General features: G+C 60.3%; 19 protein-coding genes. 5 read left to right on the top strand and 14 right to left on the bottom strand.

Features of this window, described 5'->3' with window-relative positions:
- The first annotated feature begins 88 nt into the window (after positions 1-88).
- The 3 genes from VUN82_19725 to VUN82_19715 are packed head-to-tail and all read left to right on the top strand — an operon-like array spanning position 89 to position 3722.
- Entirely contained in the window at positions 89-1420 is a 1332-nt protein-coding gene (locus tag VUN82_19725) for an MFS transporter (protein ID XAS71293.1), read from the top strand.
- Positions 1395-2948 (top strand): sulfatase-like hydrolase/transferase, encoded by a 1554-nt coding sequence (locus tag VUN82_19720; GenBank protein ID XAS71292.1) that lies wholly within the window; start codon positions 1395-1397, stop codon positions 2946-2948. Before VUN82_19725 ends, VUN82_19720 begins: the two co-directional genes overlap by 26 nt.
- Before the next feature lie 27 nt (positions 2949-2975).
- Positions 2976-3722 carry a GntR family transcriptional regulator gene (locus VUN82_19715; protein XAS71291.1) on the top strand — a complete coding sequence of 249 codons (747 nt, stop codon included), beginning with the start codon at positions 2976-2978 and terminating at the stop codon, positions 3720-3722.
- A gap of 13 nt (positions 3723-3735) precedes the next feature.
- On the opposite strand, the gene VUN82_19710 is transcribed toward VUN82_19715, so the two are convergent.
- Positions 3736-4674: a LysR substrate-binding domain-containing protein gene (locus VUN82_19710; GenBank protein ID XAS71290.1), complete on the bottom strand. Its 939-nt coding sequence runs from the start codon at positions 4672-4674 to the stop codon at positions 3736-3738.
- A 240-nt stretch (positions 4675-4914) separates the two neighbouring features.
- On the opposite strand from VUN82_19710, the gene VUN82_19705 reads away from it, so the two are divergent.
- Together VUN82_19705 and VUN82_19700 are read left to right on the top strand one after the other, a co-directional pair.
- The gene (locus VUN82_19705; GenBank protein ID XAS71289.1) at positions 4915-6030 is read left to right on the top strand and encodes a PrpF domain-containing protein; all 1116 of its coding nucleotides are present in this window, start codon (positions 4915-4917) and stop codon (positions 6028-6030) included.
- Between the two features lie 30 nt (positions 6031-6060).
- On the top strand, positions 6061-7509 hold the full coding sequence (locus VUN82_19700; GenBank protein ID XAS71288.1) for an SLC13 family permease: 1449 nt from the start codon (positions 6061-6063) through the stop codon (positions 7507-7509).
- Between the two features lie 240 nt (positions 7510-7749).
- Here the strand turns inward: VUN82_19700 and VUN82_19695 are convergent, their stop codons facing one another.
- The 13 genes from VUN82_19695 to VUN82_19635 all read right to left on the bottom strand — a co-directional run bounded on the left by VUN82_19695 (position 7750) and on the right by VUN82_19635 (position 21919).
- Positions 7750-9228, bottom strand: a complete 1479-nt coding sequence (locus VUN82_19695) for an aldehyde dehydrogenase family protein (protein XAS71287.1) — start codon at positions 9226-9228, stop codon at positions 7750-7752.
- Positions 9229-9271: 43 nt separating this feature from the next.
- On the bottom strand, positions 9272-10051 hold the full coding sequence (locus VUN82_19690; GenBank protein XAS71286.1) for a glucose 1-dehydrogenase: 780 nt from the start codon (positions 10049-10051) through the stop codon (positions 9272-9274).
- 59 nt (positions 10052-10110) lie between these two features.
- Entirely contained in the window at positions 10111-11094 is a 984-nt protein-coding gene (locus VUN82_19685; GenBank protein XAS71285.1) for an ABC transporter permease, read from the bottom strand.
- Complete coding sequence (locus VUN82_19680) at positions 11091-12083, bottom strand: ABC transporter permease (protein ID XAS71284.1); 993 nt, start codon at positions 12081-12083, stop codon at positions 11091-11093. The genes VUN82_19685 and VUN82_19680 overlap by 4 nt, the downstream gene beginning before the upstream one ends.
- The gene (locus VUN82_19675) at positions 12080-13639 is read right to left on the bottom strand and encodes a sugar ABC transporter ATP-binding protein (protein XAS71283.1); all 1560 of its coding nucleotides are present in this window, start codon (positions 13637-13639) and stop codon (positions 12080-12082) included. The genes VUN82_19680 and VUN82_19675 overlap by 4 nt, the downstream gene beginning before the upstream one ends.
- Before the next feature lie 37 nt (positions 13640-13676).
- A complete protein-coding gene (locus tag VUN82_19670) occupies positions 13677-14738 on the bottom strand; it encodes an ABC transporter substrate-binding protein (protein ID XAS71282.1) in 1062 nt (353 codons plus the stop codon).
- A 310-nt stretch (positions 14739-15048) separates the two neighbouring features.
- The gene (locus VUN82_19665; protein ID XAS71281.1) at positions 15049-16002 is read right to left on the bottom strand and encodes a sugar kinase; all 954 of its coding nucleotides are present in this window, start codon (positions 16000-16002) and stop codon (positions 15049-15051) included.
- The gene (locus VUN82_19660; GenBank protein ID XAS71280.1) at positions 15999-16664 is read right to left on the bottom strand and encodes a bifunctional 4-hydroxy-2-oxoglutarate aldolase/2-dehydro-3-deoxy-phosphogluconate aldolase; all 666 of its coding nucleotides are present in this window, start codon (positions 16662-16664) and stop codon (positions 15999-16001) included. The genes VUN82_19665 and VUN82_19660 overlap by 4 nt, the downstream gene beginning before the upstream one ends.
- A complete protein-coding gene (locus VUN82_19655; protein XAS71279.1) occupies positions 16661-17437 on the bottom strand; it encodes an SDR family oxidoreductase in 777 nt (258 codons plus the stop codon). Before VUN82_19655 ends, VUN82_19660 begins: the two co-directional genes overlap by 4 nt.
- On the bottom strand, positions 17434-18510 hold the full coding sequence (locus VUN82_19650; GenBank protein ID XAS71278.1) for an alcohol dehydrogenase catalytic domain-containing protein: 1077 nt from the start codon (positions 18508-18510) through the stop codon (positions 17434-17436). Before VUN82_19650 ends, VUN82_19655 begins: the two co-directional genes overlap by 4 nt.
- Positions 18507-19493: a C-terminal binding protein gene (locus VUN82_19645; GenBank protein ID XAS71277.1), complete on the bottom strand. Its 987-nt coding sequence runs from the start codon at positions 19491-19493 to the stop codon at positions 18507-18509. The genes VUN82_19650 and VUN82_19645 overlap by 4 nt, the downstream gene beginning before the upstream one ends.
- 3 nt (positions 19494-19496) lie before the next feature.
- Positions 19497-20834 carry an MFS transporter gene (locus VUN82_19640; protein XAS71276.1) on the bottom strand — a complete coding sequence of 446 codons (1338 nt, stop codon included), beginning with the start codon at positions 20832-20834 and terminating at the stop codon, positions 19497-19499.
- Positions 20831-21919 (bottom strand): mandelate racemase/muconate lactonizing enzyme family protein, encoded by a 1089-nt coding sequence (locus tag VUN82_19635; GenBank protein ID XAS71275.1) that lies wholly within the window; start codon positions 21917-21919, stop codon positions 20831-20833. Before VUN82_19635 ends, VUN82_19640 begins: the two co-directional genes overlap by 4 nt.
- Between the last annotated feature and the right edge of the window lie 38 nt (positions 21920-21957).

Here is a 21957-nt window from a genome sequence, read left to right as displayed (position 1 = left end):
GCACCTCATTCCAGACTTATAGACGTCTAGACGTCTAGACCTCTAGACTTCCCCAAGTTGAGCGGTACCCTTTGTCAAAGGAGATCTCGTGTTACGCGCAACCACAGCAGTTCAAGCCCCGCCACGACCGATGGGCAAGGTGACAGCCGCCACCATCGTTGGAAACACCATCGAGTTTTACGACTTCAACGTTTACGGAACCCTGACAGCCTTGGTCTTCGGCCGCTTGTTTTTCTCGGCCCAGGATCCTGTGCTTGGGACCTTCATGGCTTTTGCGACCTTCGGCGTCGGCTTCTTGGCCCGGCCGCTTGGCGGAGTTGTCTTTGGGCACTTCGGCGACAAGTTCGGCCGGAAGCCTGTCCTGGTAGCGAGCCTGCTCACCATGGGACTGGCCACGGCCCTCATGGGCTTCCTCCCCACACTTGCCGCCGCAGGAATCCTTGCGCCCATCCTTCTCATTACCCTGCGCTTCATACAGGGTTTCGGCTTGGGTGGTGAATGGGGTGGTGCCATCACTTTGATGATGGAAACCGCACCTCAGAAGAAGCGCGGCATCTTCGGTGCTGCAGTTCAAACCGGCAGCGGGCTTGGGATTATCCTGGCAACGGCCACCGTAACGGCCTTGGCAACACTTCTCACCCCGCAGCAGATGTTCGATTGGGGATGGCGCATACCGCTTTTGTTCAGCTTCGTGCTGGTCATCGCAGGGCTGATCATTCGGTCGAAGATCGATGAATCCCCGGAGTTCAAGCAGCTCGAGAAGAGTGCCAAGGTTGTGAAGGCACCGCTCTGGGAAACTTTGCGCCACCACTACAAGATGGTGTTGGTAGCCATCGGCATGTACATCGCCGTGGCTGCTTTCGGATTCACCCAGGGCGTGTTCTTCGTTTCCTATCTTTTGAACACGGTGCACGTCTCGCAAGCGACTGCCACCACTGCAAACCTTATCGCTGCCGTCACGTACCTCCTCGCAACGCTTCTTGGCGGCTGGCTCTCTGACAAGCTGACCCGAACCCGTGCCTACGTCATCGGCGCGTGTCTGCTGATCCCGGCGCCTTTCATCATGTTCGCTGCAGGATCAACCGGTTCGGTACCCGTCATCTTCACAGCGATGGCATTGGTTGGCGCTCTGGGCGGCGTCGCCTACGGCGCCCAAGCCGCACTGTTCTTCGAGCTGTTCCCGGCACGCATCAGGTACACGGGCATCTCGCTGGGTTTCCAGTTCGCAGCCGTCCTGGGTGGAGGCCTCACACCGCTGCTGGGCGCATCCCTGGCCCAAAGCACGGGAAGCACCCTCCCGGTTTCGATCTACATCGCAGGGCTTGCTGTGCTCATGATCATTTGCACCCTGGTGGCGCCGCGCATTCTGCGAGCCCAGCAGCAGTCAGATGCCGATGAGCAAACCCGAGCATCTAATTGAGGGCATACCGATGAACACCCGCACCATTGTCCTGTTCATGGTGGACCAGCTCGGCGCAAAATGGCTCGAAACTGCCCGGAGTGGAGTTGTAGACCTACCCAACTTCAACGCCCTGCTGGCAGAATCGACCGACTTTACCAACGCATTCAGTACAAACCCCGTCTGCAGTCCTTCGCGCGCAAACATCGCTACCGGACTGTCCGCCTCGGGTCATGGTGTTCCCGAATGTGGCTATGACCTGGACCCTGACGTGCCGACGTTCATGCAGGCTCTGCAGAAGTCAGGTTGGACGACCGGAGGATTCGGCAAACTCCATTTCAAGACGCAGATCGAACAGATCTGCCCCGATTACCGGCCCTACGGATTCGACGTTGTGCACAACACGGAAGATACCAGGGCAGGGGAGTGGCTTGATTGGGTTCAACGTGAGCACCCGGAAAACCATGAAGCGGCTAAATCCACGGTTTGGATGACGATGGTTCCGGAGATGCGGGCTTATGGACCCGAAGCTGTTGATCTTCGAGCCGAAATCCTTGAGGCACAGCGGAAATATCCGGAATCGACGCAGGAAGCTTATGAACTTCCTTTCCCTGCAGAGGTTTCCCAAACTGCATGGATCACAGACCGCGCCTGCGAGTTCCTCCAAACTTCGGAGGGCAATCTGTTTGCGCAAATTAGCTACATCCAGCCCCATAACCCGTTTGCGCCGCCTGCTGAATATGTAGATCGTGTGGATCTGACTGCCATTCCTTCTCCCCTTAAGGCGGAATGGGAGCAGGACCGGATTCCTTATTACCGTCAGGAGCGGTACGCCCAGGCGAGCTATGACACTGCCGACTGGAAACGCCAGCGACAGCTGTACTTCGCCGACATCGCCCATTTGGACCACGAACTGGGAAGGGTGCGCGAGGCCTTGAAGACTTCCGGGCGCCTCGACAATACGCTGTTTATCTTTACCTCAGATCACGGGGAGCTCCTGCACGATCATGGTCTCTTAGGGAAGTGGGAGCGCCACTATGATGCCTGCATTCGTGTTCCACTCATCATCTCGGGTCCTGGCCTGGAGGCAGGAGCAAAGGACCAGCTCGTAGAGCATTCAGACATCGCCGCCACGATCTACCACTGGGCAGGGATTCCGGAGCCGTCCCTTCCTTGCCGCCGGCAGGGCAGGGAAGAGACCATGCCCATGCTGCACGGAAGGTCGCTCCTGCCACTGATGGAAGGCAAGATCCCTCATGATTGGCGGCCTGAGCTGTTCATTCAGTCGAACAACAATCATGTGGAGGCCAGTCCCAAATGTTGGGCAAGGACCATCCGTACCAACCGGTACCGCTTCACGCGGCACCTCAGTGGTGGAGGTGAGCAGCTCTTCGATTTGGTGTCCGATCCCCACGAGCAGACCAATCTTGCCTACAAGAACGAATGGCAGGATGTACGAGCTGCGCTGCTGGAACGCCTTTCGGAATTGTCGGCGACCGAGTCCTACCCGAACTCGCCGCGGCAGCTCTTTCAGATCGGAGCGTGGTGATCAATGGAACCGGCAATAATTGACCGTATGCCTTCAACGCTGAGCCGCTCCCAAATAGCCCTGGATCACATACAAAAATTGATCTCAGCGAGCGAACCCGGGGACCGGCTGCCCAGTGAAGCAGAACTGGCGACCCGGATCGGAGTCAGCCGGGTAACTGTTCGCGAGGCCTTGAACCGCTTGTGGCATGAAGGGGCAGTTGTGCGGCGCTGGGGGGCTGGAACCTTTGTTGCCGATCGGCGTGACGACGAGGACCAACCGATTTTCCGTTCGATTTACGTGGACATCAATACTGTTGGGTCACTGCCGGAAGAGATCAGCAAACGCGGACGCAAACCCACCCTGGCAGCGTTCTCCGCTACGCAGACCACAGCGCCTTCCTGGATCAAACGGGAAGCGGGCTTCTCGGGTGATGTGTGGCGTGTCAGCAGGTGTATCGCCATAGACAGTGTCCCCGCCCTGCTCCTTGAGGACTTCCTTCCACTTCACATAGCGGGAAACGCCGTGGACCCTCAGCGCCTCTCCGACCTGAGAATGGACATCACTACGTTCCTGCGCCAAGCGGGAGTGCGTGTGGTGAAGCATGAAGCGAATCTCGACGCCGTGCTAGCTGATAAGGAGACCGGAAGCGCTCTCCACGTTCCCGAAGGCAGCCCGCTCCTGCGGGCCAAACAACGGGCAATTTCCGAGTCGGGCGAAACCATTACGTGCACAGAAGCCCGCTACCGCAGCGAAATCATCGGACACGTCCTCATCCGCACTGTGGGCGAATAGCAGCCCAACAGCCCTAGAGGTAATCCCCAACATGCTCCCGGGCGATTTCCAACAGCGTGGTGTGGAACGCGACCTCGGCCGGGGCGTAGACCTTGTCCTGGCGTTGGGCCAGGAGCACCCGGCGCAGTGGGGCAGCGGCGCCGAGGCTCAGCACCCGGACGTCGGGGTGCTGGAGTGCGACGGCGGTTTTGGGCACCATGGCGACGCCCATTCCGACGCTCACCATGGCCTGCGCTTCCTGGTAGTCGTTGGCCAGGAATCCGATGGTCGGCTCGAAGCCGGCTTCGTTGGCCGAACGCCGGAGGACTTCCACCACAGGATGGGCATCCGCACGGACGATCCAGGACTCCTTCTTCAGATCCTCCATCTTGACTTCATCGAGGTCGGCGAGCTGGTGTCCTTTGGCCACAAGGATGACCGTGCTTTCCTGGAACACTTCGGTTGTCCGGATGGCGTCGTCATGGAAGCGATTCCAAGGGTAGTCCCAGAGCAGGCATAGGCCGGTCTCTCCGGATTCGAGGTCCGAGACCAGTTCCTCAAAACGCGCACTGCGGACGGACAGGCTGATGGCCGGGTATCGCTTCTTGAAGGCCCGGATCACGAGCGGTAAGAAGGATCCGGCGAGCGTGGGAAACGTGCCCACGGTGAGGGAGCCGCGGCGGAGGCCGGCGATTTGGTCGAGGTCGTTCCGGGCGGCGCGCATCTGTCCCACCATTTTGCGGGCGTGCCCGGCGAGCACTTGACCGGCTTCTGTCGGCACCACACCACGCGAGCGGCGTGTAAGAAGCGGCTGCCCTACTTCCTGTTCCAGCTTCCGTAATTGTTGGGAAACCGCCGATGGCGTGTACAGCATCAGATCGGCCGCGGCAGTGATGGATCCCTGCTCCACCACCTCAACCAGCAGAGCCAACCGCCGAATGTCGAATAATTCCTGGCCATGATCATTAAGCATCAGTTAACTGTCCTCTGGTTTTGGTTCATTCTATGCAATCCTGCGCGGTTTCAACTAGCCACAGCCCGGCAAAGAGCCAATAGCCAGCAAACAAGCAGCTTCAAAACGTTCACGCCACAGTGAATGAAGCACCTCTACATACCCCATCAAATATCCAACATTGTCTTCATTTGTGATCCGGATCATTCTTCTAATAGGCCCCTGAAACCCAGCGCGGCACGAGGAGATGGACGGACTGCCATGAAGATTGAAGCGGAATGGATGCGTGGAGGCACCAGCAAGTGCTGGGTCTTCGAAGGTGAACACCTGGACGAAACCCACAAGGACCTGGACTCTTTGCTGCCCCGGCTTTTCGGCAGCCCGGACCACCGCCAGATCGACGGCGTCGGGGGATCTACCTCCACCACCAGCAAGGCCATGATTCTGCGCCGTCCTGCCGACCCGGATGTCGACGTCGAGTTCACTTTCGCTCAGGTCGGCATCGAGGAAGCGGCCGTGGACTGGGGGAGTAACTGCGGAAACTGCTCGGCGGTTGTTGGACTGTACGCGATCGAGAAGGGTTGGGTCACACCCAGCGGCGACAACACCCGGATCGTCACGCGCAACACCAACACCGGCCAGATCATCATCCAGCGCGTTGCCACCCCAGCGGGCGCTTTGCCGATCGTCCCGGATGCCGAGATGCCCGGCGTCGTATTTCCCGGCTATCGGGTGGGCCTCGGCTTCAAGGATCCCGCCGGAAAGACGACCGGGAAGTTGCTGCCCACCGGTGAGCCAACGGACACGATAAGTGCCGGCGGGACGCGCTGGACAGTTTCAATGGTCGACGCCGGAGCTCCCGTTGTGATCGTCAAGGCTGAGGAGCTGGGCCTGGACGCAGCCCGCTTCGAAAGTTGGCAGGCGGGAGTGAAGCTCCAGTTGGACACCCTGGACCAGATTCGGCGGCAGGCTGCCGTCCGGATGGGTCTGGCCCCAACGGTCAAGGACGCTGCCCGCGCTATTCCCAAGCTCGCAATAGTCGGAGCCCCCGGCACAGATGACACTGCCGACGTCAACGTCATGATGCTCTCCATGGGCAAGCCCCACCCCGCCCTGGCAATTACCGGAAGCATCGCCCTGACGCTTGCAGCGAGTACCCCAGGAACTGTCCTCAACAGCATCACGGGCAGTGAACCGCGATCCATCCTGCGGCTTCGTACTCCTGCGGGTGTGATCGAGACCTGGAGCGAAGAACGCGACGGGTCCCTGTTGGTCGGGGTGGACCGTACGGCACGCACCATCGCCACCACCACCCTGCATCTGCCGGAACTCCTCGGCAACGCCGTCGAGCCTTCCTTCGCATCAGCCGCTCAGTGACATCAGCCCACTCAACGAGGAGTAAAGATCATGACTAAGACCGATTACCAAACCGCCTCCACATCAGTGGATGATATCCAGGAGGCTGGTTCCAAACGTCCCACCCGCAGTCGCCGTATCCTGCTCATAACAGCAGCCGTGATTGCTGTCCTGGGTCTGGCCGCTCTGATGTTCGGAGGCGCCATTTTCAACCCGGCGGCCACCTCGGGAACGGAGCAGACCCTGACCGCTACGCAGATCATTCCGCTGGTCATCCTCGTCCTCATGTTCGTTGTCGCTACCAAGTGGCCCCTGAACATCGGTGTGATGGGGCTGGTAGCCTCGTTCGGCGTCGGGTATTTCATGCTGGGAATGTCCGATAAGGAGATCCTGGAGGACTTCCCGGCCAGCATCGTGCTGACGATCATCGGTGTGACGTACTTCTTCAGCATGGCAAACCGCAATGGAACCATCGACATCATCGTGCAGAACTGTGTGCGCCTCGTCAGGGGCAAGACGATGCTGCTGCCGTGGGTCTTCTTCCTTATTGCCGCGGCGCTGACCTCGCTGGGCACATTCTCGCCCGCCGCCGTCGCTCTTCTGGCGCCTGCCGCCATGGGGTTCGCTTACGAATCGCGCATCCACCCCGTCCTCATGGGTGCCTTCGTCATCAATGGCGCACACGCCGGTGGGTTCTCGCCACTGTCGGTTGCCGGCGTCCTGGTCCACAACATCGCCCACGATAACGGCTTCCCCATTTCCCAGGGCGGACTCTTCGCGGCGAGCTTCGCCATCAACCTGCTTCTCTCGGCGCTCTCCCTGGCTTTGTTCGCGGTCTTTGGCAAGCTGAAGGACGGCACGGGGGTCCCCAACGTGGACCTCGAAACTCCCCGCACCACGCGGCCTCACGGCCAGCAGATCCTGACGCTCGTGCTGATCGGTGTAATGCTCGTCTGCACGCTGGGCTTCCGGATGCCGATTGGCTTTGTTGCTCTTTCCGCCGGCCTGCTGCTGGCGCTGGTCAACATCAAGGAACACCGGACTTTCATCGGTGGCGTTTCCTGGTCCACCGTCCTCCTGGTGGCCGGCATGATCACCTATGTCTCCCTGCTGCAGCATGTGGGCGTTATCGACACCCTTGCAGAGATGGCTTTGGCTCTCGGCGCACCGCTGCTGATCGCTTTGGTTCTCTGCTACGTCATCGGCGTCGGCTCAGCATTTGCCTCGTCCACCGCCCTGCTCACCGCGTTCATCCCGCTCGCCGGGCCGCTGCTGGCCTCCAGCACGTTGAGTGCATCAGGAACGGTCGCAGCCCTTGCAATCGCAGCAACCGTGGTGGACGTTTCGCCCTTCTCCACCGACGGCGCACTGATCGTCGCCAACGCCCAGGAATCAGACCGTCAACGCGTCTACAAGCAGCTGATGATCTACGCCGGTGGAGTCGTGCTGGTGGCGCCCGCCATGGCTTGGGCCCTCCTGGTTCCGACCGGCATCCTCTAAACCGCAACTCTTCACATGACTGCCGGCACCTGTAGGTCGGCACGCGGAGGGACCCGCCCTGCATACCAACGCAACAGGTAACCCGAAACGCGGGCGCAGGACTGGATAATCCCAACGCACCAGAGGCGGGGCCACCTAAAAGGGTGGCTCCGCCTCTGTCGTGTCGGAAAAGCGTACGACGGCGGAGCTGCCGCCGGGTTGGGCGGAGGGGTGGGCGCGTCGGCGTTTTCAGCACCAGCTCTAGTCGGTTGCGCTGTAATCCAAGTAGACGGTTTTCCTTCGGCTGTAACGTTCGAAGCCGTGCTGACCGTCATCACCGCCGAGACCGGAAAGTTTCCACCCTGTGTGGAATCCTTGGACTTGCTCGGGGCCAATCTTGTTCAGGTAGACCTCACCAAATTCCAAGTCATCGGTCGCCGACATAGCCGTACGGATGCTTTCCGTGAACACGTAGGCAGTCAACCCGTAGACAGTGGAATTTGCCCATTCGATCACCTCTTCATAGGTGTCGAACGGCACGATTGGCAGAACGGGGCCGAAAACCTCTTGCTGGACGATGTCCATGTCGTTGGTGACGTTGGTCAGCACTGTGGGAGCAAACCAATATCCCGTGCTGTTCTCCAGTCCTTCAGGTGCACCGCCGCCCGTCTCGATTCTTGCTCCGGCGGCGACGGCCGCGTCCACGAACTCGATGATTTTGTCACGCTCGGCACGCGAGACTTTGGGACCCATCTCAGAAGTTTCATCCAGAGGGTCGCCCACTTTGAGACCTTTTACCTTGGCCACGAAGCGCGCAACGAACTCCTCGTAGACGCCTCGTTGGACATACGTCCGTTCGTTGCAGGTGCAAACTTGTCCGCAATTCCAGAACCTGGCTTCGAAGGCCTTTTGCACAGCAAGGTCCAGGTTCGCGTCATCAAAGACGATCACTGGCGCCTTTCCACCAAGTTCCAGCGAAACCGGAATGACCTTCTTGGCTGCCTTGGCCAAGATCTCCTGGCCCGCTCGCGTTGATCCCGTCACCGTGACCATGTTGACCAACGGATGCTCCACAAGAGCAGCACCCAGGATGCGGCCAAGCCCGGTTATGACGCTGACGAGTCCCTCCGGGACCCCAGCCAGCTCACAGATCTTAGCCATGGCGAGCGAGGACAGCGGGGTCAGATCGCTTGGTTTGACCACGATCGCGTTGCCTGCCATCAAGGCCGGCGCCACCTTTCTGGCGAAGATGGCCGCAGGGAAGTTCCATGGGATGATCGCCGCGACAATACCTACCGGCTCCTCCCTGATGGAGAGCTGCTCTCCATGGGCGGATGCGGCGAGCTCACCCACATTCCGGTATTTCTGGCTGATGGCGTAGTCAAAGAATGCTTTGACCCCACCGATCTCGCCGCGGGCTTCCGTAATGGTCTTGCCCTGCTCGGCGACAACAATTTGCGCCAATTCTTCGGTGTGGGCGTCTACCTGGCGAACGACTTCCTCCAGGACCAGGGCTCGATCGGCGAGCGAACGCCGGCCCCACTCCTTTTGGGCTTCCTTTGCCTTGGTGAGGGACCGCTCAACGTGATCGAGCTGCCCATCCGGGACTGCCGCAAAGACTTGGCCTGTTGCGGGGTTGTCAACGGGGCGGGTCGAGATTGTTCTGATCCATTGGCCGCCCACAAGCATGGCGGGCGAGGACCCGAGAAGGGAATTCTGCGCGAAAAGCGATGCGTTCATCTGATGTTCCTAACTGCTGACATTGTTTTTTGGGCAGTGAGCGCTAGCTCATGACAATGCCGCCTTCGACGTTGTACGTCTGGGCCGTGATGTAGTTCGAACCGGGTCCGGCGAGGAAGAGGGCCATAGGAACGATGTCTTCCGGGACGGACGTCCGTCCGAGGGGGATGCCTGCTGCGGCGTCCTTGAAGGTCTTGCCTTCAGCCTTGCCGGTGATGTCGCCAAACTGCTTATCGACTTCCTTCCAGTAAGGGGTGTCTACGATTCCAGGAGCCAAGGCGTTGACGTTCACCCCGTGCGGGGCCATTGCCAACGCTACGGACTGGGTAATTGAAATGACGGTTGCCTTCGACGCGCAGTATGCCGCCACCAAGGCTTCGCCTCGGCGCCCGGCAATGGAGGCCATGTTGATGATTTTGCCGCTTCCCTGATTGCGCATGGGTTCGCAAGCAGCCTGCGTGAGGAAGAAGAGGCCCTTTACATTCACGTTGAAGATCCGGTCCCATTCCTGGGGCGACGTGTCTTCCACCGACTTGATCAATCCGATGCCGGCGTTGTTGACCAGGATGTCCAAGGCGCCGTGCTCGGAGACGATCTCCTGAACGAGGGCCTTGGACTGCTCCGGATCGGCGACGTTCAGCGACGCTGCTGAGGCAGAACCGCCCGCTTGCTTGATTTCTTCGACGACGGCGTTGGCGCCCTCAAGGTTCAGGTCAGCGATAACGACGTGCGAACCCTCTTTTGCGAAGCCCAGCGCCATTGCCCTGCCCATGCCCGAAGCCGCTCCGGTAATGAGGGAGACTTTGTTTTCCAGCGTTGCCATAATTTTGTTGCCTTTCTTGCCGTGATTTCGATGTTTTGGGAGTTTGAATACAGGTATTTCTAGGGACTGCGGCGGTTGGACATGACGCCCTGGATCACGACCGCAAGGACCAGGAACAGGCCGGTGACGAGGTCCTGGTAGTAGGCGTTGAGTGTTCCGATCTGGGTGATGATGTTTTGGATAACTCCGATGAGCAGCACTCCGCAGAGGGCTCCGAGCATGGTGCCGACACCGCCGGTGAGCAGCACCCCTCCGATGACAGCCGCAGCGATTGATTTGAGTTCGTACTGAGTGCCGAGCGTTGATACGCCGGAAGAGAGCCTTGAAGCGAGCAATGCGCCGGCGAGCCCTGAGAGGGCTCCACTGATGGTGTACACGGCAACCTTGGTCCTTGTGACGTCGGTTCCCATCATCCGTGCGGCGTCCTCGTTACCGCCCACAGCGAAGATGTTGGACCCGAACGGTGTGCGGTTGAGCACCAGCCCGGCAATCACAAAAGCGATGACGAGAATCCAGATGAGGTTGCTTATGCCTAGGAAGGATCCGTTTCCGATGGCACTGAAATCGCTGTTTTTGATGACGATGCTGGTTGGTGCCAGGACGAGTGCGATCCCCTTGAGGCCGAGCAGCCCACACAGAGTGACTATGAAGGGCGCCATTTTCGCCTTGCCGATGAGCAAACCATTGGCAAAACCCATCAGCGTGCCGGTGACCACGGGAGCCAATAGCGCCCAGAACCAGCCATAGGGTGAGGCCAGGGCTGCCGCCACTGTTCCCAGACCCACCATGGAACCGACAGAGAGATCAATGCCTCCGGAGATGACAACCAGACTCTGTCCGATGGTGATCAAGCCCAGGAAACAGGCAGCCGTAATGATGGATGAGATGTTGCTTGGGCCAGCGAATGATGGAAAGGACAGGGAAGCGGTGACGCCCAGGATTACGAGAACCCCTATGACCCCGTAGGTCTGGGCCAACTCAAGCAAGCTTCTCTGGCCGAGGAGCGGCGGGCGGCCGGAGGCCACGGAGACAGCAGAGCTCATCGTGCGTCCTTTCTTGATCGTTGCATGTAGAGGGCCACGACGATGAGAACGGCCTTCAGAACCTGGGAAAACGCCGGATTTATGCCCTGCATGACAAACGTCGTGTCAATGAGCTGCAGAAACACGGCCGCTGAGGCAGCTCCAAGGATGGACATCCGTCCGCCGGCAAGGGGTGTTCCACCGATCACGACAGCTGCGATGGCTGTCAGCTCGAAGTTGATGCCGATGAAGCTGGGGTCTGAGGCGCCGATCCTGGCAGAAACCATGACACCTGCGATTCCAGCGAGGGTAGCGCTGATGACGTAGACCCCAATGAGAGTGGAATTCCTAGGCGTGCCGGCGAGGAACGCCGCTGAACGGTTCGAGCCTGCGAAAAGCGCATAGCGACCGAAAGTTGTCCGACGAACGAGGACGATAAAAGCCGCAGTGGCAGCGAATGCAAAGAGCGCAACCACCGGTATTCCCAGGAATGATGCGTTACCGATCCAGGTGAACAATCCACCGGATGGGATGGGTGATCGGGAACCGCCGGATACGGCCTGGGCCAAACCCCGGACGGCAACCAGCAGACCGAGCCCCGTGATCAGTGGGTTGATACGGGCGAATGCGATGAGTGAGCCGTTGACGAATCCAATGGCTGCCGCAGCCGCGAGGGCAATCAGCAGGGTTGCAGATTCTCCATAACCCAAATAGAGGGCAATGGTTGCCGATGAGAAAGCCATGACCGAACCTACAGAGAGGTCGATGCCACCGGTTCCGATGGCCAGTGTCTGTCCCACTGCAATCAGAATCAGCGGGGCGGCGGAGAAGAGAAGATTCTGCAGGGTGAATGTGCTGGCAAATCCTCGGGTGGCTATTAAGTTGAAAATGAACAGCGCAACCAAGGCGACGTAAACAGCATTCTTGCTGGCCCAACCGAGGATATTCCGCCCACGATCACCGAGGGGTTCCCCGGGACGGGCACGGCGGATTTGAACTTCCGTGCTCATCGTGTCTCTCCTACTTTCTGAGGGGTATTGTCGGTCTGGCCCGAAAGCAGCCTCATGACATCCTGGTAGTCCACTTCATAGGAATAGACCTCGCCCATGGCCCGCCCTTCGCTCAAAACGATCAGCCGGTCACAGATGGCGAGCAGTTCCTCTGTTTCGCTGGATGTCATGACTACCGAAATTCCCTTGTCCGCCAACGTCCTCACAACGCGATGGACTTCGGCTTTGGCACCAACATCGATGCCTCTCGTGGGATCGTCCAGAAGGATTGCCTTGGGTTCACGCGACAGCCATCGGGCGAGGAGGACCTTTTGCTGGTTACCGCCAGAGAGTTCGCTGATGGACTGTTCGGAGTTGGATGCCTTGATCTTGAGTTCGGCGCTGTAGTGCTTAACCACTTTGTTCTGCGCTTTGAGACTCACGAACCCGAACTTTGCCAGGCTGTCCAGCGTTGCCGCGGTGAGGTTCTCCTTGATGCTGAGTCCGGCAAAGATGCCTTCAGTTCGGCGGTCTTCAGAGAGGTATGCGAGGCCAGCTCGCAGGGCACGCGATGGCGTAGCACGAGTAAGTGCCACTCCATCCACGTGGACTTCGCCGGATTCTGCCTTTACAGCGCCAAACAGGGCCTTGCACGTTTCAGTTCTTCCGGATCCCAGAAGGCCCAGCAAACCAACGATTTCACCTTTCTTGACGTCAAAGGAGACGTTGCGGACTCGAGTGGACCAGCTAAGGTTCCTGACGGAAAGGCCGACATCCTCTCTTGCGAGGCGTTCGATCCGTTGCTGGGCGGCCCCGCGGTCCATGTCGGCTTCGCCGAGGTCTACGCCACCGAGCATTGCCTTGACGAGTTCCACCCGCGGAAGCTTGTCCGGAGTGCTCTCCATGACGAACTCTCCATCACGCAATACCGTGAAGCGATCGCATAATTCGTAGAGCTCGGACATGCGGTGGCTAACAAACACCACAGCAGCTCCCTCGGAGCGCAGTTGCCGAATGACACCAAAGAGCGTCTCGATTTCTTTTCCGTTGAGAGCGGACGTTGGCTCATCGAGGATCACGACTTTGGCTTCAAACGCAACAGAGCGAACAATCGCCACCATTTGCTGCATACCCAGTCCCAGGGAGGAAACCTTGGCACGTGGGTCTATGTCCAGGCCATACCTTGCCAGGATGGCCTGTACTTGGTGAACTGCGGCCTTCTTATCCAGGATGCCAGCACGGCGAGGTTCCCTGCCGAGCAGAATGTTCTCAGCCACAGTGCGCTCGGGAATCAGATTGATCTCCTGGTACACCGTGCTGATGCCGGAACGCTGAGCATCCAGCGGTCTGGCAAAAGTTATCGGGGCACCTTCCAGCAGCAGCTCTCCGCCATCGGACTGGTAAAAGCCCGTGATGATCTTGATCAGGGTGGACTTGCCGGCACCGTTTTCCCCATTGAGGCCGTGGACCTCACCGGCATAGAGATTAAGTGAGACGCCTTTAAGGGCTGGGACGCCGTTGAAGGACTTCGTAATAGCCTTTGCCTGAAGAGCCAGCGGCTTGTTTAGGTCAGACATTTCTTACCTCGCGATATAGGTGAGGGGTTCGGGAGGGCTAGTACGCGGCACCGGAATCGACTGCTGCCTGGGCATTGTCCTTGGTGTAAAGGGCGTCCTTCATGATGACTTCCTGGGAGACGTCCGTGCCGGCCGTCCAGTCAAGAATCGCCTTTACTGCAGCGGGGCCGAACCGGGGGTTGGTCTCCACGACAGCCTGAACCTCACCCGTGGCGACGCCTCCCACAACAGACTTCAGCCCATCGATGGACACAATCTTGACGTCCTGGCCGGGCACCTTTCCGAAGTTTCGGAGTGCGGTGATCGCGCCTTCGGCCATGACATCTGCGTGGGTGTAAACAGCCTTCACGTCGGGGTTGGCAGAAATCATTTGGCCAACAACTTCCTGGGCTTTGCTTGTTTCCCAGTTTCCAGTCTGCTGAGCGACGATTTTCAAGCCCGGGTTCTTAGCGATCTCGTCCTGGAACCCCTTCGTTCGCTCGACCGCAACGTCACTGCCCGGGGCGCCCTGCACCTCGGCTATGGATCCTGATCCGCCCGTTGCTTCCACCACAGCCTTTGCTGCGCGAACGCCCTGTTGGTAGAAATCGGAACCCATGAAGGACAAGTAATCGGTGCATGCCGTTCCTGAGGTTTTGCGGTCGATGGTAACAACCGGGATTCCCTTTGCGCGGGCATCTGCGAAGGCACCCTGCAGTCCTGTAGCACCGATGGGTGCGACGATGAGGGCGTCGACTCCCTGGTTGATCATGGACTGCACGTCCGTGAGCTGCTTGGCCTGATCGCCACCTGCATTGGTGTAGACGTACTTGGCTCCACTCTTTTCAACAGCTGCCTTAACCGATGCGGTCTCCACGGCACGGAAGGGGTTCTGTTCGTTCTCAGACTGCGCAAATCCGATCGTCATGTCCTTCGCGGCCTTCTTGGAAGGTGAGGCGTTGGTGCACTTCTCGGCAGATTCACGCTCAACCACCTGCGAGGCACCTTCGCCCGAGGAATTTGAGGGACCTGCGCTCAGTGGGGCCGCGCAACTGGTGACACCCAAGAGTGCAAAAGACCCAATAACGATGGCTGCGGGCAAAAATGTATTCGATTTCATTCGGAGAATCCTTTACGTGGGTTTTACGTGCGTTTACCCGTCGGCCGATCACTGAACAATCGTGAGCTTCTGCGCTCATTGATCGTTCGCTCGGCGACTACAAAAATGACCGGGCTACTTGCGATGGTGAAACAAGGAATGCTGGTGATTGCCTGTAGAAAACCGGTTTTCTTAGGTGGTATGGACTACGTTCCCAATTGCCGGGCTGATTGTCAAGAGTTCCAGCCAAAGAGATTATGTATTGCCGTTGTGTTACTGGAGGCCAGCCAGAGCATGCCGAAAATCCACATGCCCCTGATCGGCGTACGACTTAGCGGGTTACGGGTTCCGAAGCATCAAGGAGGGCCAATTCGTTGCGCCGTGGCATGCCTTCCCAGTCGCCGGGCACCAAGCAGGCGAAGGCACCTGTCTGCACCGCAGTCCGGAGCCGGTCTTCTACGGAGGCGCCGGTGAGGAGATCGGAGATGTAACCGGCCACGAATGCGTCACCCGCGCCGACGGTGTCCACGGCGTTGATGCGCACTGCTTCCTGGCGGTACTCAGTGCCGTCGATGACAGCGACGCAACCGAGGGGGCCGTTTTTGATGACCACCTGGGCCGGGCCGAGCTCTGCGATCCTGTGTGCAAGCTGCATTGAGTCGCTGGAGGGCCCCACCGCGATCGCGGCTTCGTCGTCGCCTGCAAAGACTACGTCGGCTTGTTCAATGAATTTCCGGAAGGCTGGCCCGGCTTGGTCCGGGGACCACAGCGCAGCCCTGTAGTTCAGGTCGAACGAGATAATTACCCCGGCCTCGCGTGCTACCGTCACCGCTAGCTGGGCGGCGTCGGCTGCCGACTCAGACAGGGCGGGGGTAATTCCGGTCAGGTGCAGGAGCTTCGCATTCTGGATGGCGCCCACCGGCACATCCTCTGGAGAGAGACGTGAGCCGGCGCTGGCTGAACGGTAGTACCAAACCCTGAGGTGTTCCGGGGTCCGGCGTTCCTTGATCATGAGGCCTGTGGGTGCCTTCACGTCACGGATACCCAAGGTGGTGATGCCCTCGGCGGCCACCTCGCGGAGGACGAGGTCGCCCAGACTGTCCTGCCCCACCCGGCCGAGCCAGGTGACGCTTGTGCCTAGTCGTTTCAGGGCGATGGCGAAGTTGGTTTCGGCCCCGCCGATGCCCAGCCCCAGAGAACCGGCGTGGGCCAAGGGACCCGGCGCTGCGGCTTTCATCAGTGCCATGGTTTCGCCCATGGTCACCACATCCGTGTAGCCAGTCATTTGGTCGTCCTCGCATCCACTGCGTCGGCCACAAGGCGGCTGAGCTTTTCGGCCCGTGCAGTCAGGTCCGCCAGGCTTCCGCCGGAGAAGGCATCGCGCAGAAGTGGGCCACCGAGGCTGACGGCAAGGGCACCGGCTGCAATCCACGTTGGTGCCTCGTCGATGCCGATGCCTCCGGAAGGAACAATCCGCATGTCCGGGAACGGTCCCCGGAGCTGGCCGATGTACCCGGCGCCAACAGCCGAGGCCGGGAAGAGCTTCACCGCCGTGGCGCCCGCTTCCCAGCCCGCCAGCAGTTCGGTGGGGGTCAGGCCGCCCGGGAACACCGGAATCCCACGCTCGACGGCGGCACTCACCACTGCGGTAACCATTACCGGTGTGACCAGATAGTCCGCTCCGCCGTCGAGGGCTTGCTGCGCTTGGCCAAGGGAGGTGATGGTGCCGACGCCGATTTCAGCATCGGTTCCGAACCGTTCCTTGAGCAGAGGCAGTTCCTCGAACACTCCTTGCGTGCTGAGGGTCAGCTCGAGGGATCGGACGCCGCCGCGCACAAGTGCATCAATCACTGGGGCGTACTCGCGGGCGTGCTGAGCCCGCATGACTGCTACTACGGGGTTTGCCTTGAGGATGGCGGAAGGGGCTGGCCTTTGGACGTCGCTCATCGGGCCAGCCACCCGCCGTCGACCGGGAGAACCACGCCGTGCACGTAGTCCGCGGCCGGGGAGGCCAGGAACACCACGGCGCCAGCAAGGTCATCGCCTGAACCCCAGCGGGCGGCGGGGATCCGGCTGGATATCTGCTCGTTCCGCACCGTATCGGCCAGCAACGCCTGGTTCATATCCGTGGCGATGTAGCCAGGTGCGACGGCGTTTACGTTGACTCCTTGCGGAGCCCACTCATTGCAGAGGGCCTTGGTCAGTTGGGCCACGGCTCCCTTGGAAGCTGCGTATGCCGGAACCCGCAATCCGCCCTGGAAGGTCAGGAGGGATGCCAGGTTGATGATTTTGCCGTGTCCGCGCTCAACCATGGCCTTACCGAAACCCTGGCAAAGCTGGAACACTGCCCGGGTGTTGATGTTCATCACCGCGTCAAAGTCCTCCAGCGGGAACTCTACGGAGTCATGGCGGATCTGCGTGCCGGCATTGTTCACAAGGATGTCGATCCTGTGTTTTGCCAACGTGGATTCGATGGCCCGCGCAACGGAATCCTGACTGGACAGATCGATGTGCAGACTCTCGGCAGTGACACCGGCCTCCGCGGCGGCATGGGCCAGTTCAGGGGCGAGCGGTCCACGCTGCAACGCAACAACGTTCGCGCCCGCCCGGATCAGGCCCAAGGCAATGCCCAAGCCGATACCGCGGGACGCTCCGGTGATGGCCGCCGTCGAGCCTGTCAGGTCAAAAGGCGCGCGCAGCGCCGGTGCGATGTCAGTCATGCTTCTTCCTTGCCGGGGCCAGCAGCCGTAGCTGGGCCCACGAATACTTTGAGAACGGCTCCAGCGGTCATGGCCTTGCTGAACGCGGCCGGGGTTTCTTCGAGCGGGAAGACCTCCACGGGAATGCGCCCCAGCCCGAGGTCGCCGCCCTCGATGAGCGTGACGGCGCGTTCGACGTCGGCCCGGGTGTAGACGCGGACGCCCACCACTGTGTTTTCCGCGAAGGTGAGGGCCTGCAGATCCACCTCAACAGGCTTCTTGTAGACGCCAACCAGGACGATGGTGCCCAGAACACGGACAGCCTTCGGCAGGAGTGCTGCAACCGAGGGGTGGGCAGCCGAATCGAAAACGATGTCCGCACCATCCCCGCCAGTTGCTGCCAGGATGGCCTCGATGGGGTCCGCACCGGAAGGGACGGTGTCGAAGCCAAGCTCCTCGGCTACCTTGCGGCGAGCTGCGGAGGGCTCGGAAATCAGCACGCTGCTGGCACCTTCATGCCGGGCAACAAGAGCTGTGAGGATGCCGATGGGCCCGGCCCCGAAGACCACCACGCGCTCGCCGCCACGCAGCCCCGAACGCGAGACGGCATGAACTGCCACGGCCAGCGGCTCGGCCAACGCTGCTTCCTGGACCGGAACAGCTGAGCTGATGGGAATCAGGGTCTCGGCTGGCAGGGCAACGAATTGTGCCAACGATCCTGCGACGTCGATCCCGTAAAGCTTGAGGCTGCGGCACACGTGCGTGTCGCCCTGCCGGCAGGGATGGCAATCTCCGCAGTGGATCAGGGGTTCAACGATGACCCTGGTGCCCGCTGCGGGACCTCCCGGGGCGGCGGTTTCCACGATGCCGGTGATTTCATGGCCCATCACCACAGGTGCTTCGGCGCGGGGGTGGCTGCCGTGGAGGATGGAGAAGTCCGTGCCGCATATCCCGGTGAGTTCCGACCGGATCAGAGCCCAGCCCTCCGGCACCTCCGGGAGCGAGACTGTTCGGTACTCGACGGTCTCCGGGCCGGTCCAGACGGCAGCGCCCATCGTCTGTGAAGTGGTTCTTGCCGCTGTCTCGACGCTCATGCCGACACGCTCCTTTTCAATACGTCCGGGTTGAGGATGTTCCGAGGCAAACGGCCCGCGCAGACCTCCACCACGTTCTCCACCGTGCGCCGCTTGAGCTCTTGATAGGACTCCTCGGAGTACCAGGCTGCGTGGGGAGTGAGCACCGCGTTGTCCAGTTCCAGCAAGGGGCTGGTCCTGGGAAGGGGCTCCACTTCGAAGACATCCAGACCTGCGGCCTGCAGACGCCCATCCTTGAGGGCCGCCGCCACTGCGTCTGTATCAACCACTCCACCGCGGCACGTATTGACCAGCACTGCCCCTGGCTTCACCTTGTCCAAGACTTCACCGTTGATCAGGTGGTGCGTGTCCTCGTTGAGGGGTACATGTAGCGAGATCACGTCAGCGCAGGCAATGAGATCCTCGAAGCTGACTACGCTGATCCCGTCTTCCGTGACAGATCCCGGCGTCAATTTTGGATCCGAACCAACAACGCGGTAGCCCAGGCCCTTTGCCTTCCGGCCCGTGGCGATACCGATCAAGCCCAACCCCACCACGCCGAACACGCGCTCGCTGATCCGGTGCAATGGTTGTACCGGCTGCAGGGAATAGTCGCCGCGTCGTACACCGCGGTCCAGGTGAGTGATCCCCCGGGCAAGGGTGACGGCCAGTGCGATCGCGTGGTCGCTGACGTCTTCCGTGCCGTAGTCGGGGACGTTGCAGATGGCAACGCCGCGCGCGGTGGCGGCTTCGACGTCGAGCGTGTCAACCCCGACGCCGTAGCGGCCAATCGCTTTCAGCCCGGGCAGGCCGTCCAGAACCTTGGCGGTGATGGGCGCGTACTGGACGACGATGGCGTCGGCTCCAGCGGCGGCGGCGATAACCTCGTCCTCACTGTGGCACTGGGCAAGGACCAGCTCGACGCCGGCGGCCCGGGCGACCGTCCGCTCGATGTCTATGGAGTCATGGTCGCAATCGGTAATAACTATCTTTGTGGTTGTCATTTCTTAGACCTCGTATTCGACGGCTGCGTCAGTCGCGATGGCCGAATCGGCGGCACCGGCGACGGGGGGTTTGACAAGGATCAGGGCGATGGCTCCGACGATGGCGAGGCCTGCGGCCAGGGCGAAGGCGGCAGTCCAGGAGTGCAGGTCCTGTATGAGGAAGCCAGTGACCACGGGGGCAATGATGCCTGCGAGGTTCGCGCAGAAGTGCACGAACCCGGAGACGCCCCCGAGCCTGGCGGGGTGGACGAAGTCCCGGACGATGGCAAAGAACTGCACGTTGGCCAAGTAGAGGAGCAACAGGACAACGGAGAAGAGTCCAACCGCGAGGGCAAGGGAGTTCACCGCCGCCAACGGGATGCAAAGTCCACCGCTGAGCGCCAGGAAGAATCCCGTCATCCACTTTCGGGTTCGGAACGGTGCGTTGGAGCGGCGTGCGAGACGATCGGAGAGAATACCGCCGAGTGCGGTGCCGATGGATCCTGCAATCCAGGGGAGCGATCCGGCCCAGGCAAGGCTTGAGAGGCTGATGTTCTGTGTTTGCACCAGGAAGAGCGGGTACCAGGACAAGAACATGAACAGCAGCCAGCTGAAACCGAAGAAGGCGACTGCGTTGGCAATAACGGCAGGCTGGCGCAAGTAGAACTTCAGCGGCGGGACGTTCTCTGTGATCAGTTTCTTGGTTTGGGCGTCGACAGTGGTTATCAGCGCAAATTCCTCTTCAGTGACGCGGGGATGCAGGGAGGGTTTGTCACGAATGACCCAATACCACCAAGCTGCGACCACCAGGCCGATTGCGCCCAGAACGATGAACGGAATGCGCCAGTTGTTGTTGGAAAGCACCAGCAATCCGGTGACCACAGGAATACCCAGAGCTGCACCGAGGGGGTTGGCAGCGAACGTCAGGCCCATGGCAGTTGCGTACTCGCGCTTAGGAAACCAGTTGGCCATGGTGCGGGCCGTAACTGCACCCTGGGGCCCTTCGCCGGCGCCGAAGAGAAGGCGTTGGATGATGAAGGTCAGGAAATTGAAGCACAAGGCAGTGAGGGCTGTGCAGAGGGACCACCAGGCCACGGCAACAGCCATGGTCTTTCGGGGGCCGTACTTATCCGCAAGTGCACCGCCGGCGAAACATGCTGGGGCGTAGGTGAAGGCGAAAGCACCCAGGATAATGCCCATGGTTCCGGTGCTGAGCCCGAACTCATTGATGATCAACGGGGCCGCTACGCCCAACGCGGCGCGATCACCATAGTTGAGCATCAGTACCGCGGCATTGGCACCAAGAACCCGCCAGCGCATCCCACTGCGCGGCTTGGGTCCAGACGAGATTGCCTTGGTCACGCACGTACTCCTTCGAGTGCGTCGAAGTTCAAGTCCACGCCGTGCCCGGGACGTTCGGGAGCGATGGCGAAGCCATCCTCAATGCGCATCGGGTTGATCAAGTAGGCGTCCAGACCAAACCCGTGGGCTTCCATGTAACTCCGGTTCGGTGCCGCGGCCAGAGCCTGGACTGTCAGGTCGTGTACACCGTGGGAAGTTACAGGCAGGTTGTGAGCCTCAGCCAAGGAGCAGATCTTACGGAAAGTGGTGTAGCCACCACAGTTGCTGACATCCGGCTCCGGGAAGGAAATTGCCCCGGCGCTGATGGCCTGCTCGAATTCGTAGAGCGTGTGGAGGTTCTCTCCGCCAGCAATGGGTTGTCCGCCCTCGCGCATGATCCGGGCATAGCCCACCAGATCGTCAGGGATGGTGGGTTCTTCGATCCAGACCAAGTTGTACTCCGCCATGGCGCGTGCGGCCCGGACGGCCTGATCCGCGCTCCACTTCATGTTGGCGTCCACCATGAGCGGGAAGGACTCGCCAAGATGGGACCGCATGGCGGCGACCCTTTCCAGATCTTCATTGAGGTTGGCCCGGCCGACTTTCATCTTGATTGCCCGGAAACCCTCGGCCTGAAAACGATCGGCCTGTCGAAGGAGGTCATCGAGGCTGAGCTCCAGGTCGATGCCCCCAGCATAAACAGGGACCTTCGGATCGTATCCGCCAAACAGCCGCCAGAGTGGTTGGCCCAGGCGGCGCCCTTTGAGGTCCCACAAGGCGATATCGATCGCGGAGATAGCCGAGGTAGCGTGACCGCCCCTTCCTGCGTAATGCAGGGTCCACCACAAATCCTGCCAAAGCTTCTCTGTGTGGTCGGCGTCCTGGCCGAGCAGCTTCGGCGTCAGATAACGTTCCACCATTACGGCAACCGCCGCGCCACCATCATTGACCGTGTAGGTATAGCCGAGGCCAGTTGCGCCGTCGCTGTCTGTTATCCGGACCGTGATCAGCTCAAAGTCCAGCATCACCCCATGAGTACTGTCAGTCAACGCGTGAGCCAAAGGGATTTTGTAAAGGTCGGTTTGGACTTTTTCGATTTTTGCCATGGTTCTTCCTCGAACTCGGAGACGATTGCTGAAACCCG

This window comes from Micrococcaceae bacterium Sec5.1 (assembly GCA_039636795.1).
GTDB lineage: Bacteria > Actinomycetota > Actinomycetes > Actinomycetales > Micrococcaceae > Arthrobacter.
This window is presented reverse-complemented; position numbering and strand designations above follow the sequence as displayed.